The organism is Pseudomonas caspiana (genome assembly GCF_002158995.1).
GTDB classification, from domain to species: domain Bacteria; phylum Pseudomonadota; class Gammaproteobacteria; order Pseudomonadales; family Pseudomonadaceae; genus Aquipseudomonas; species Aquipseudomonas caspiana.
Genome location: NZ_LOHF01000026.1, coordinates 49878 through 62897, shown reverse-complemented (window position 1 = coordinate 62897; position 13020 = coordinate 49878). Strand labels below are relative to the sequence as shown.

The window sequence follows — 13020 nt, the reverse complement described above, 5'->3', positions numbered from 1 at the left end:
TAGTGATATTGGTAACTCTATTCGGTTACAGGTACTAATGCGCAGTTACAGAACCGACCGTGCTTGAAGCGGGTCAGCGGGCTGCACGATTTGACTAACGAGTTCATCAATCTTTCTGGTGCCTTGGCCAGCGGCCGAGCTGTAGCCTCTGCTGGTATCTTTGTTCGCTCAGGCATTGGGACAGTGATTGGCGGTGCTACAGGCACCGGGCCAGGGGACGGGCTGTGTGCCTGACCTATCTTTGATGTGCACCAGGCTGCCTGGCGGCAGGTGGCTTAGGTCAACTGATGTGCATGTTGAGCGCGATGCACCGTACTGAACATTTCAAAACTGAAAGGCACTAAGGCTCTGTCCAGAGGCAGGCTAACGCCTGGTGGAACATGTCACGCATCTCAAACCGGAAAACTTGTCCAGCAGTGTCGGTCTGCAGTCATTGAAGCGCTTCAAGGAATTTAACAGCCATTATGAATAATGCTAACAACCTGACTTTAGTGGCTGCGCCCCCTGGCACGGATTTCCATCGCGGGAGCGGTTCCAATGCGACGTTCGTTGCCTCCAGATGCCTGATACTTGCCGTGTCGCTTGGGCTATCGGCAATAGCTTCGGCCGCACCCCAGCCCCCGTCGTGTGAAACACCAACGGGCGGGATAATGTTCATCACTCAAGACTGCATTGATCCGCAGTTCGACCGGCCGGTAATTGATAGCCGAGAAGATTTGAAAAGTCCTGTTCTGATGCATCGCGTTTCCGGGCACTTCGAAGGTACCGATGTAAAGTTCAGCTTTTTCTTCCCGCCGAAAGCCCAATGGAAGGGGCGTTTCTTCCACAAGGTTTATCCCTTGGGAGACGGTAGTGTTCCCGATCGGGTAATCGAATTTGGTGCCGACAGCGGTGCTTATACCGTGGACACTGTTTCGCCCTCTGGCTATCGAGCCAACGCTGCGGCTGCGAAGTTCTCGAAGAGGGTCGCCGGGGAATATTATGGAGTGTCAGCTTCTCAGATCCACGGCTATATCTATGGTGGCAGCGGCGGGTCTTATCTAACCATCGCTGCGGCTGAGAACTCGTCGGGAGTATGGGAGGGGGCAGTCCCATTCGTCATTGGCGTTCCAACATCCATCCCCACCAACTTTTTTGTTCGTGCTTTCGCACGTCTTGTACTCGAAGACCAGGCGTCACGCATTGCCGACGCTATGCGACCGGGAGGTAGCGGCGATCCTTTCGCGCCACTTGACGCCACGCAGGCCTCGGTTCTTGCGGAGGTCACGGCAATGGGGGTACCCCTGCGCGGTTGGGATAATTACGCATACATCCTGGGCCTCAACGACCCGCAGGGGTTACTGGGGTTTGCCAGTTCGGTCAAGGGTATTGATCCCGGTTACGCAGATGACTTCTGGAATAAACCTGGTTACCTCGGTACCGAGCAATCCACTCTCGGCAATCTGGTGCGAAGGGCGAAAATTGATCGCGTCGTGTCGGTTCAAAGGATAGATCGTGACTCTGCGGGTAAGCCATTACGCTTGCATGTGGCCGGGCTGTCGCACGTCAAAAACAGCGCTTGGTTGGACTTTACCCTCGAAGGGGCGGAAGGGGGCAATCGACAATTGCTTGGGTCGCTGGATGCCGAGCACGGAGTCATTACGCTGTCCCCGCAAAATCAAGCCGATATGCTCAACGCGCTGAGAAATGGAACCCGGGTTCGTATCGATAATCGCTGGGCAATTGCGTTGACCTCCTACCATCGGCATCAGGTTCCGGCGTCTGGTGGATTTTCTGTGTGGGACCAATTCCGTGACGCAAACGGCTCACCGCGCTACCCGCAACGCCCTCAAGAAGTAGGCCCGATAATCAGCGCGGGAGTCAGCGGAGGCGGTAGCTTCACCGGCAAAATAAACAGCAAGATGATAATCATAGCCAACGCACTGGATGTCGATGCCTACCCTTGGGACGCGCAATGGTATGGCCAGCGATTGAAGGCAGGAGAGGGTGATCAGTACAACGCGAAGGTGCGCATCTGGTTAAACGACAATGCAGACCATCTGGATGGCAGCGTGGTCGCCTCGGGCGCGGCTGACAATCAGTTTGTAAGGCTCATCGATTACAACGGCATCCTCGAACAGGCCGTCAGGGACGTAAGTACCTGGGTGGAAAATGGTATAGCGCCGCCTCGCTCCACTCGGTATGCGCTCGATAACGGCCAGGTCTCATTACCCGCAGACGCGTCAGCAAGGCAGGGTATCCAGCCTGTTGTGAAGCTCACGTCCAGGAGCGGTGAGAGAATCCTTGCCAAAGTCGGAGAGCCGGTCACGCTGCTGGGTGACATTACCGTCCCGGCATCTGCGGGCAAAATTGTGAAAACAGAATGGAGCCAGACAGGCAACGACGATTTTCTGGACGCTCCACTTCCTCACCAGCCGTCACAAACGCTTGCGGTACATAAGACACTCATTTACTCGGAACCTGGCACCTACTATCCCGTGCTCCGCGCTACCGCGCAGCGTGAGGGCAGCGCCACGGCGGAGTTTGCGCGAGTCGGAAATCTGGCAAGAGTGCGAGTAATAGTGGAATAGCAAACAAGGCCGCATGCCGATGTCAGCCATTCATTCTGACAGGCTGACCTGAGCCGCCTCGTCGAACTTCAACCGGGAAGCTTCAACCTCGGGCAATTTATCCAGCGTCCATTTATGCAATTCGCGAAATGGCTGCTGTAGTGTCTGACCAAGTTGGGTGATCTCATACTGGACTGCCACGGGCGAGAACGAGATGACCTGGCGCGAGACCAGACCATTTCGTTCCAGTCGCCTTAGGCACTGTGTCAATGCCTTCTGAGTGACGCCCTCAAGGCGGCGTCTGATGGCGTTAAAGCGATGCGGCCCGTCATCAAGCACTGCCAGAACCATCATCGACCACTTATCTGCGATCTGGTCAAACAGCGCCCGGCTGGGACAGTCCGATGAAAAACATTGCGGCTTTAATTCCAGCATCGAAGTTTCCTCGCGTATACCTAGGCTACTCTAGGTGCCTAATTGACATTTAGTTTACAAAATATACTTATATGAACTCCGAAAGCAAATGGAGTCCTTCCAATGGCAAATCCTGATACCAGCATTTTATTTCGTCCTTTTTCCCTCCGGTCGCTTCAACTGAAAAACCGGATTGTAATGGCGCCAATGACCAGGCAATTTTCGCCCGAAGGCATTCCTGGTGAAGGGAGCGCCGCCTATTATCGGCGGCGTGCCGAAGGGCGGGCCGGTTTGATCCTGTCAGAAGGCACTGTCATCGATCGTCCTGCTTCACGTAACGGCCCCGGCATTCCTTTTTTCCACGGTGAAGCAGCGCTGGCAGGCTGGAAGAAGGTGATCGATTCTGTTCACAGCGCGGGTGGCCGTATGGGGCCGCAACTGTGGCACACCGGTGCAGTGCGTGATGTGAGCGGCTGGGAGCCTGATGCGCCTGTTGAAAGCCCATCCGGCCTTGATTCGCCAAACAACCCGCGCGGTGTGGCCATGAGCGAGGAGGATATTGCAGACGCAGTGGCTGCGTTCGCCAGCGCCGCGGCGGACGCCAAGCGCCTGGGTTTCGACACGGTCGAGATTCATGGGGCTCATGGCTATCTGATCGATCAGTTTTTCTGGGCCGGTACCAACCAGCGCACTGATCGTTACGGCGGACTGACAATCAAAGAGCGATCGCGCTTCGCCGCTGAGATCGTGGCTGCAGTTCGTCATGCAGTCGGGGCCGAGTTCCCCATCATCATGCGCGTTAGCCAGTGGAAGCAGCAGGACTTTGGAGTGCGCCTTGCCGAGACCCCGGCTTTGATGGAGCAGTGGTTGTTACCTTTGGTTGAGGCGGGTGTTGATGTTCTGCATTGCTCGCAGCGACGCTTCTGGGACCCCGAGTTTCCAGAGATCGACGGCGTGAACGGGCTGAACTGCGCGGGCTGGGCCAAGAAGGTGACTGGAGCCACAACCATTAGCGTCGGCTCGGTTGGGCTGGATAATGATGTGACTCATGCTTTCGCCGGTGAGGGTTCAGCTCCTGCGAGTCTGGAACGTCTCGTCGAGCGCATGGAGCGTGAGGAGTTTGATCTGATCGCTGTAGGCCGTGTTCTGCTGAGTGACAAGGATTGGGTCGCCAAAGTGGAAAAAGGCGATTACGCAGATCTGAAGGGTTTCAATCCGGCATCTTTAGCCGAATTGGTCTGAGCCTTTGCGCCTGGGTGGCAGTGTGATGCTGCCCAGCATTTAGCCTGAAGGAATGAGAGGGCGAGTCTCTGTCTGCGCGCTTGAGTCGTAATCGGTTGCTGATCGCAACTTGCGCTTTTTCAACGACTGCAAAAACCATGAATTTTATTCCTGCCCTCGCATTGATCGGGCCAGGTCGCTTTCCTTTCGCTCAGAATGGCGACCACCGAAAACTCGCCTTGTCGACGCTGAGTCCGCCTTCCAACGGTCGCATGATTTCGACCCTGGGGGTGGGCGCGACGTTTTACCGATCAATCGCCGATGGGTCGTATCCATTGATCACGAACTACTGTGGCGCTAGCTCCCTGAGGTAATGGCACCGTCGGTGCGTAGATCGAGTAACGCTCACATGGCGTCACCCGTCGAAATTTCCTGCATATAAGATTGACCGCGCGCGGCCAAGACTGTTAACTGTATATTCATACAGTCATTCGTCGCAAGGTCATTATCATGAGTATTACAATCCTTGGCCCGATATCAGAGGGGGGCGAGAAGCTCCCGCTTTATTCCTCCCAGATCTCTGCGGGCTTCCCGTCACCGGCTGCAGAGCATCTCTCACTCGGCGAACTGTTCGATGTCCGCGAGCCGCACGTCTACCTGGTGAAAGTCGAGAGCGATAGCATGCAAGGCGCGGGGATCTATTCTGGCGATCTGGTAATCGTCGACCGCAGTCTTTACGCAGAGCACGGCGACATAGTCATCGCCGCGCTTAATTCCGAGCCAGTCTGCAAGCGACTCCACATGCGTGAGAATACGTGCATGCTCACCTCCGAAAACAGCAAGTACCCGCCACGTCACGTGATGGAATGCGACGAGCTGGTGATCTGGGGAGTCGTGAAGTACAGCGTGCGCGATCATGATGTGATGCGCGGATGATGATCCTCAAATATCGCTCTAAATCCAATATGCCGACTCAGTCCATAAATACGAGAGGGTTCAGTGATGGGCAATGCCCTTGCTCCGGAATTTTCTGTTTCTGATTGGCGTGGTTCAAAGCGTTTTTACTGCGACATCCTCGGTTTCACGTGTGTGTATGAGCGTCCCGAGGAGGGATTCTGCTATCTGAAGTTGGGTGATGCCGAATTAATGATCGACCAGATCGGAACGGGAAGAACATTCGATCAAGGACATCAAGCCGATCATTACCCGTTTGGGAAGGGGCTGAATGTGCAGATTAGGGTGCCTGACGTCGGGCCGCTTCTTCACTCGCTCTCGCAGCACGAGGTAGAAATCTTCCTCCCTATTGAAGACCGCTGGTACCGCGTGGGTGCCGAGGAAAGCGGGAATCGTCAATTTGTAGTGGCCGATCCTGACGGATACCTGCTGCGATTTTATCAGCGGCTAGGGACTAGACCTGTTCCAGTCGAAGATGAGTCTTACGAGGGATTGGACCAGGAAATACCATTAACAGGCAAACAGACAAACGTAATCCGTGATACCCCTGATCCCGGGTAGCATTATTCGGGATTGGCCAGGTTCCATGCCGCACGACTTATAGATGCATTGGATTGTCTCAGCATTTGAAGGTGGGCACTGTCAGCAAGGGCGCAACCCTGTTTCAACGCTGTTCTACCAGATTCAAAAAGCGTCGTGTTCTTTCGTTGTCTGGATTAATCAGTATTTGCCTGGCGCTGCCGTCAGCGACGATTTTCCCGGCCTCCATGAACAGCACTCGGTCGGCGATATCCTGAGCGAACTTCATTTCGTGGGTTACCAGCAACATTGTCATCTGTTGCTCGTGGGCGATGGAGCGAATGACGGCCAGTACTTCGCCAACCAGTTCCGGATCCAGTGCTGACGTCACCTCATCGAATAGCATCACCTGCGGACGCATGGCCAGCGCCCGTGCGATAGCGACACGTTGTTGCTGGCCGCCGGACAGTTGACCTGGGTAGGCAGCCGCTTTATGGCTCAAGCCCACCAGGCCAAGGTATTCAGTGGCACGTTCGTCGGCTTCTTCGCGGCTGAGCTTCAATACCCGGAATGGCGCCTCCGTGACGTTTTCCTGCACAGTAAGGTGCGGAAACAGGTTGAACTGCTGAAACACCATGCCTACCCGATGCACCACCGGTGGTTTTTTTGATCCCGGCCAGCGCCAGCCTGAGTGCTTGTTCGGCACCGGTGAGCCGGCAACCTCTATGCTGCCTTGCTGGTAGGTTTCCAGTCCTTTGATCAACCGCAAGATAGTGGACTTCCCCGAACCGCTGGGGCCGATCAAGGCGACTTTCTGGCCTTGGGGAATGCTCAGGTCAAGGTGATCGATGACCCGCGTGCTGCCAAAATCTTTGACCACCTGTTTCAGAATTATCTGTGGTGTGGCACCTGCAAGGCTGTTTGCGAGATCAGACATGACTGCGCCTTTCGAGAAGTTTGAAGAGTAGGGAAGTTGGTACGCTGATCGCCAAAAACATCAGTGCCATCACCGTGTAAGGCTCGTTATAGCGGTAAGTCATGCCGGCGATCTGCTTGGCCGCCTGGAACAGCTCGGGAATCGTGATCACTGCCAGCAGCGGGGTTTCCTTGAACATACCGATCAGGTAATTACCGAGGATTGGCAACATGGGCCTGAGCGCCTGAGGAAGGATGATTCGTTGCCAGGTCGTGGCCGTGTCGAAGTCCAAGGCTCGTGCCGCTTCCCATTGCCCTTCGGGAACACCTTCAATGGCGCCACGGTAGGCTTCAGCAATGTAGGCTCCGTAATAAAGGCCCAGCCCGATCACGCCGGTAGAAATCGCCGGCAGGGTAATGCCCGCCAGTGGGAAAGCAAAAAACAGCACATAAAGCTGGACCATCAGAGGGGTGTGGCGAAAGAAGCTCAAGTAACCGCTGCTTAGCCGAAACAGCCATGTGCGTTTCGAACGCTGGGCAACTGCCAATACCAGCCCCACCAACACAGCCAACAGAAAACCCAGCACGACTACTTGCAGAGTCACCAGCAATCCGAGGAACAGCTCGGGCAGGATTGACCAGGCGAACGAATAATCAAAGTTCATGATGACGTCTCCTGGCGCCAGGCCGTGACGTGGCGCTCATAACGCCGCACCAGCCAGCTCAAAGGCCAGGCCATGAGGAAATAACACACCAGCACAATGCACCAGATGAGCGTTTGCTGGCCTAGAGTAGTGATCAACTGCGCACCGGAGAAGGTCAGGTCGCTCAAGCTGATGAGTGATACCAGTGAGGTGGTTTTCAGCAGCTCCACCAGTTGGTTGCCCATCGGTGGCAACATGAAGGGCAGTGCCTGGGGCAGGATGATCCGGCGAAAAGCTGTTATTCGGTCAAAGTCCAGCGCTCGCAGTGCATCGCGCTGGCCATGACTGACATTGGCCAGTGCCGAACGCACGATTTCTGACCCATAGGCCGAAAAGGTCAGGCCCAGGCCGAGTACTCCGGTGGTCATCGGCGACAGGCTGATGCCGAACAACGGCAGTATGAAATACAGATAAAACAGCAGTACCAGCGCCGAAATACCACGCAGGATCTCCACATAGACTGTGGCGACCCAGCGCAGTGCGCGCCAGGGCGACAGGCGCATCAAGGCGATGACGAACGACATCACGATGACCACTGCTTGGGCGAGCAGGGTGATTTTCAGGGTCAATAGCGCGCCAGAAGCCAGCTGACGCGCAATGAAACCTGCGGTGTCGACAACAGAAGGATCGAAAAACATGGCCTGTACTCGTATGGGCTGAGGCCGTTTGCCGCTCAGATTTCAATGCCGCCACCAGCGGTGGCGAAAACGATCAGCGTGTGATGTTCAAAGAGTGCTGGCATGCAACGGTGCGAGGCTGGTCAGCCACTCGCCTTGGGTGATAATCGCGCTTCAAAGGCTGCAGCGTTGCTCTGCGGTCACTGTCGGTTCCGGCAGTTCGTTCTCGGTGTAGCCGTATTTCTGCAGGATCTTGAACAGCTCGCCTGACGCGCGCAATTTGGCCAGTTGCTCGTTGAAGGCAAGAGTGAATTCAGGATCGTTTTTTGGCAGTCCATAGGCGTGGAAATTCCAGGTCGGCTTGCCTTCGGCATCAGGGATCTGCTCGAAAGGCAGCGCCCGCTCAATGGCCGGGCTATTGGCCTTTTTCAGCAGGCTGATAATTTCTGCATCCGGGAAATACACCACATCGACGCGATCGGCTTGCAGCGCGGCCAGAGCTTCAGTGTCCTTGTCGAACAGCACGACATTGCTGGTGGCGATCCCGCTATCCTTGGCTTCCTGCACCTGGTTGCTGCCAGGCTGGGTAGCCAGACGGGCTTTGCCATTCGCTGCAACGTCCTTGAGGCTATGCAGCTTCAGCGGGTTACCAGCTTTGACAATGAACGCACCGCCGGAGCGGGTAACCGGATTGGAATAGCCGATCACTTTGCAACGAGCAGGGTTGATGAACAGCCCTGCACCGATCAAATCGAAGCGGCCGGCGGCGAGCCCGGGGACCAATGAGCCAAAGTCGGTAATAGGGGTTTCAATCTTGCTTATGCCCAGCGGTGCGAGAATGGCTTTCAGCACCTCAACGTTGGCACCGGTGGCTTTACCGTCTGTACCTATATAGGCATAGGGTTGCTCGTTGGCGATGCCCGCAGTCAGACCACCCGCGCGGCCTTTTTCGAGTAATCCTGCCATGGCGGAGAAAGAGCAGACCGCGCTCAACAACACTGCGGATCCAAATAAAGCTGAGAACGACAGGGGGTTCAGGGTTTTCATCAAGGATGCTCGAGTAAAAAATGAAGTGCGGGGTGGGCGCTCGCGCCTTGCTTGCACGGCATGCGAAGAGCCGTCGACATCTAGACGCTTGGGCTTTTATGGCTTCTTGAGAAGGCCGCATCAAGGCTTACGCTGATTAGGCGATAGAGACCAAGCATATGGTTCTAAGAGTCGACTTCTAAATATCTTTTATGCATTAGCTTAGGCAAAAAATTGCTAGCTACATCTATACGAAGCTTTGTGCCCGGCTGTTGAACCGTCAGGTGCTCCACTCGCACGATGAAATAGAACTGACCAGCCGAGTCAGCGTGGTGGGGTATAGCGACGACTCAACCCATCGATAGCAAGTCTCGCCAGCAAGGAGTTAGCTTGGTGTGCCTTCGACAGAAGTTAAACCTTTCGAATTCATACATCCTCCTATGGTCGGACTCAAAGGGTTCGCACCGAACCCTTCCCCCATTTGGATTCCATGTATAAAGGATAATGTCATGGCTTCAACCGACAGCAAGGCTAGTATCAATTACACCGTGCGAACTGGTCCGGGTACTGTGCAGGTCGACCCTTCCACAGGAGCCGATTCAAACTGGAGCATCATCCTCCAGCCCGACGGCAAAATTCTGGTCGGAGGTGAAAGCTTCCAGACCGCCATTGGCTATCCAGGTTCGCCGGGCGATGAAAGCTACGGCACACGAGGCAGTTATACGGCGGTGCGGCTCAATACGGATGGCAGCCTGGACACCAGCTTTAGCGCGGACGGGATCGCCCTCGTGCCCGCCAACCTGGACCCGGAGGATGACGCTTACTACGTGATGGCGGTGCAGGCTGACGGCAAAGTGCTGTCGGCGCAGCCGGGGCTGGGCGGTTTGAAAGTAGAGCGCTTCAATGTGGACGGCACCCCGGATACCAATTTTGGCAATAACGGTGCCGCGGGCCTGGACATCCCCTTTGGAACCGACGGGATGGCCATTTATGCCACGCCAGATGGGTCGGTGTATGTGAGCCTTCGCGGCACGTCGCAGGCAATAGTGTTCAAGCTGGACAGCAGCGGTAACCCGGCCGAGGACTTCGGTGATAATGGCGCCCTTATCCTCAATCCGACCGGGTACTACGGCACGGGCAATATCGCGACCGTCGTTCAGTCCGACGGCAGCGTATTGCTGGGCAGCTGGTTATATGTGGGCAGCCAAGGCCCCCACGACCCTGGCGACCCGGTTTACGCCATTCAGCGACTCGCAGCCAATGGTGACCTGGATACTCGGTTTGGCGAGGACGGTGTGGTGTACTTCGACACTGCGTTGGGTCTGGACTATCGCTCTGCGATAACCGTGCAAACCGATGGCAAGATCATCGTGGCCGGTGAAAGTAATGACAATACCGCTTTTAACGTATTGCGGCTCAATGCGGATGGTTCTTTCGACACCACGTTCAGCGACGACGGCAAGCTCACGATCAACGTTCCACTGGGCGCTTCGAACTACGCTCATTCGGTCATCGTCCAGCCCGATGGCAAAATCCTCATCGCTGGAGACGTAATCACCCGCCTGAATGCCGATGGCAGCCTGGACACTACCTTCGGCAGCCAGGACGGTAAATTCCATGTGGATGGCTCCAGCGACGCCAATATTCTGCTGGGCAATGACACCGCCGAGATCATCCGTGGTCTGGGCGGTGACGATGTGTTGCAAGGCGGCGCTGGCCGCGATGTGCTCACAGGAGGCGCGGGCGCAGATATCTTTCGCTTCACCGAGATCAGCGACAGCTACCGCACCGCGACTGAAACCGGCAGTGACCGGATTCTCGACTTCGATGCCTCACAAGACTTTGTAGAGCTGATTTCGCTGGGCTTCACTGGCATTGGCGATGGCCACAACGGTACGCTGGCCATCCAGACTAACGCCGAAGGTACCCGCACCTACCTGAAAAGCTTCGATGCCGATTCCAACGGACAGCGCTTTGAACTCGCGTTCGACGGCAACCTGGCAGGGCAGTTGAACAACACTAATCTGGTGTTCGCGGCCCCCACTGTCGAAGGCACAGCAGGCCGGGATGTCATCACCGGTACGGCCATGTCGGAAGTCATCTACGGCCTGGATGGCAACGATCGTATTGATGGCGGCAGAGGGTCCGATATCATCATTGGCGGCGCAGGCGCTGACCAGTTAACCGGTGGCGACGACGCGAACAAGACCTATGGCCTTAACGGCAATGACGCTGACGTGTTTCGCTACACCGCGACCACCGATAGCTACCGTACCGACAGCCAAAGCGTTGTCGACCTGATCATCCGGTTTGCCGACAACAACGACAAGATCGACGTCTCGGCGTTGGGCTACACAGGCTTCGGTGACGGTACCGGCACGACACTTAAGGTGGCCTACAACAAGGACCTGGACCGCACCTATCTTAAGGATGTGGAAGCTGATGCCATGGGCCATCGCTTCGAGATTGGCCTTGCCGGCGACTGGAGCCAGGACCTGCGCGAAAACGATATGATTTTTGCAGCAGAGACAGAAGTGACTTTAGTGGGCGTGGTCAGCGCTACGCCCCATCTAGCAGATATATCGTAACAATCCGCACCAAAGGCCCTGTTGCATGCCTACATGTAACAGGGCCCGGTGCGTCATCAACCGGAACAATGCTGTCCGCTTAATGCAGCAGGGCATTCGTAGCTGCCATGGCGGGCACGCCATGTACGCCCAAACCCGCACGTCGATCTCTGCCGCCTTGGCATAACTATCCACGACACCAAAGATGCCGTTCGAGAAATACCGGCCACCGGGTGCTGATCTGCCAACGCATCTCGCGATACAGCCAGGTCTGAGGTTTACCTCGTTTGAGCCTGCGCAGGAGTTTACCTACAAAGAAAATCCCTGACGCAACTGCAGCGACTATCGTCGTCGGTGTCATGGCTATGCTCTCGGTTACGATCGCCAGCACGATGCCGATTACCAGGCCCACCAATGCCGACAAGCCGACAGACAACCAAAGCTCATCGGCAGTCATCCCCGGCACGATCACCGGTTGCCGGTTGAGCCTATTGGGGAGAAAGCGCAGCGTGCCGTCCGGCAACTGCTCAGGCGGAGTGCTCATCACCAAACCGCCAAGCGTTAGAGAATGTCGGCAGCTTTGGTCAGCAGCCTGATGGTGAGCATCAGGAGCAGGGCACCAACAGTGCAGGTAAGCCCGAACTGGCTCCAAGTCCTCTTAACACTTTGCACTTCCGCAAACGTGCCATATGCGTGGTAAGCAACACCGCAAAATGCTGCAGCGGAAATTACCAGCCCGATCAGAGCTGTGCCGTCGAAGGCATAGTTCTGCATCGTCTGGATGACGTTCATTCCTTCGCCTCTGCTCGGCGCTTTCAGCCGCATAAAGCAGCATGTTGCCGAGCTCTGGTTGGGAGGATCGTTGGAGAGGATCAGTGACAGATTGGGGGTGCAGGTCCGTGAAATGACCTGATCGGCGCGGGTGTTGTTTTGGGAAATCAGCTGGTAGGTGCCGCCGGGCGCTTCATGCTCAAGGCGATAAAACGAGGACAGCGAAGGTTGTGTGTCGAGATCTATGGGGAGGGTGCGGATGCCAGCGTCGGCGCAGAAAGCGCCTGGATTGGCGAATACCGTGGTCTTGCCAGGGCCGCCTTTGGTCGAAAGGACCGGTGCGATTGTCATTATGCTTGCCTCTAGTCTAATGATTAGAGACAGCGCTTTGACTCACAAACTGAAGTGTATCTAGAGGTAAGCGGTAGAGGGTTTGGGTGGTTTTTGGAGGTTTTCAGCGTTTCAGTGACAAAGTCAGTGATCGCGGTAAAAAATCCTACACTACCTGCTGAAACCCTTGAATCTACAGCTTCTTGAATGTGGCTCCACGACCTGGACTCGAACCAGGGACCCAGTGATTAACAGTCACTTGCTCTACCAACTGAGCTATCGCGGAATGAGCGCTATGTTACTGTTTCAATTGAATTAGTCAAGCGTGGACCGAAAATATTTTTACTATTCAGCAGGTTGGCGGCTCTGGTTTCCAAATGCGGGGGACTTTGGCGTAGTGTAGCTGGCATGCTCCTTGTGACTGATCTCCAGA

At 55.7% G+C, this 13020-nt stretch carries 12 protein-coding genes, 1 tRNA gene and 1 pseudogene; 5 read left to right on the top strand and 9 right to left on the bottom strand.

Going from position 1 to position 13020, the window contains the following annotated elements:
• The first annotated feature begins 650 nt into the window (after positions 1–650).
• Complete coding sequence (locus tag AUC60_RS23460; protein WP_087273409.1) at positions 651–2570, top strand: Tat pathway signal sequence domain protein; 1920 nt, start codon at positions 651–653, stop codon at positions 2568–2570.
• 30 nt (positions 2571–2600) lie between these two features.
• Here the strand turns inward: AUC60_RS23460 and AUC60_RS23455 are convergent, their stop codons facing one another.
• A complete protein-coding gene (locus tag AUC60_RS23455; RefSeq protein WP_087273352.1) occupies positions 2601–2984 on the bottom strand; it encodes a winged helix-turn-helix transcriptional regulator in 384 nt (127 codons plus the stop codon).
• 102 nt (positions 2985–3086) lie between these two features.
• Between AUC60_RS23455 and AUC60_RS23450 the strand changes: the two genes are divergently transcribed.
• Positions 3087–4205 carry an NADH:flavin oxidoreductase gene (locus AUC60_RS23450; RefSeq protein WP_087273350.1) on the top strand — a complete coding sequence of 373 codons (1119 nt, stop codon included), beginning with the start codon at positions 3087–3089 and terminating at the stop codon, positions 4203–4205.
• Between the two features lie 193 nt (positions 4206–4398).
• Here the strand turns inward: AUC60_RS23450 and AUC60_RS28215 are convergent.
• Positions 4399–4603 (bottom strand): annotated as a pseudogene (locus AUC60_RS28215) (hypothetical protein); the annotation flags it as partial.
• 91 nt (positions 4604–4694) lie between these two features.
• Between AUC60_RS28215 and AUC60_RS23445 the strand changes: the two are divergent.
• Complete coding sequence (locus AUC60_RS23445) at positions 4695–5120, top strand: LexA family protein (RefSeq protein WP_087273348.1); 426 nt, start codon at positions 4695–4697, stop codon at positions 5118–5120.
• A gap of 66 nt (positions 5121–5186) precedes the next feature.
• Complete coding sequence (locus AUC60_RS23440; RefSeq protein WP_202973083.1) at positions 5187–5699, top strand: bleomycin resistance protein; 513 nt, start codon at positions 5187–5189, stop codon at positions 5697–5699.
• A gap of 103 nt (positions 5700–5802) precedes the next feature.
• Here the strand turns inward: AUC60_RS23440 and AUC60_RS23435 are convergent, their stop codons facing one another.
• From AUC60_RS23435 to ehuB, 4 genes are all read right to left on the bottom strand, one after another.
• On the bottom strand, positions 5803–6594 hold the full coding sequence (locus tag AUC60_RS23435) for an amino acid ABC transporter ATP-binding protein (protein ID WP_087273346.1): 792 nt from the start codon (positions 6592–6594) through the stop codon (positions 5803–5805).
• Positions 6587–7237: an ectoine/hydroxyectoine ABC transporter permease subunit EhuD gene (gene ehuD, locus AUC60_RS23430; protein ID WP_087273344.1), complete on the bottom strand. Its 651-nt coding sequence runs from the start codon at positions 7235–7237 to the stop codon at positions 6587–6589. The genes AUC60_RS23435 and ehuD overlap by 8 nt, the downstream gene beginning before the upstream one ends.
• On the bottom strand, positions 7234–7914 hold the full coding sequence (gene ehuC, locus AUC60_RS23425) for an ectoine/hydroxyectoine ABC transporter permease subunit EhuC (RefSeq protein WP_087273342.1): 681 nt from the start codon (positions 7912–7914) through the stop codon (positions 7234–7236). Before ehuC ends, ehuD begins: the two co-directional genes overlap by 4 nt.
• A gap of 153 nt (positions 7915–8067) precedes the next feature.
• Complete coding sequence (gene ehuB / locus AUC60_RS23420; RefSeq protein WP_087273339.1) at positions 8068–8940, bottom strand: ectoine/hydroxyectoine ABC transporter substrate-binding protein EhuB; 873 nt, start codon at positions 8938–8940, stop codon at positions 8068–8070.
• Between the two features lie 488 nt (positions 8941–9428).
• Here ehuB and AUC60_RS23415 point away from each other — a divergent pair, with 488 nt between their 5' ends.
• Positions 9429–11507 (top strand): calcium-binding protein, encoded by a 2079-nt coding sequence (locus AUC60_RS23415; RefSeq protein ID WP_087273337.1) that lies wholly within the window; start codon positions 9429–9431, stop codon positions 11505–11507.
• Between the two features lie 166 nt (positions 11508–11673).
• On the opposite strand, the gene AUC60_RS23410 is transcribed toward AUC60_RS23415, so the two are convergent.
• From AUC60_RS23410 to AUC60_RS23400, 3 genes are all read right to left on the bottom strand, one after another.
• Complete coding sequence (locus AUC60_RS23410; RefSeq protein WP_087273336.1) at positions 11674–12030, bottom strand: TIGR03750 family conjugal transfer protein; 357 nt, start codon at positions 12028–12030, stop codon at positions 11674–11676.
• Positions 12031–12047: 17 nt separating this feature from the next.
• Positions 12048–12608, bottom strand: coding sequence for a TIGR03745 family integrating conjugative element membrane protein (locus tag AUC60_RS23405; RefSeq protein WP_087273335.1), 561 nt, complete (start codon positions 12606–12608; stop codon positions 12048–12050).
• 189 nt (positions 12609–12797) lie between these two features.
• Positions 12798–12873: transfer RNA gene (locus tag AUC60_RS23400), tRNA-Asn, on the bottom strand.
• Between the last annotated feature and the right edge of the window lie 147 nt (positions 12874–13020).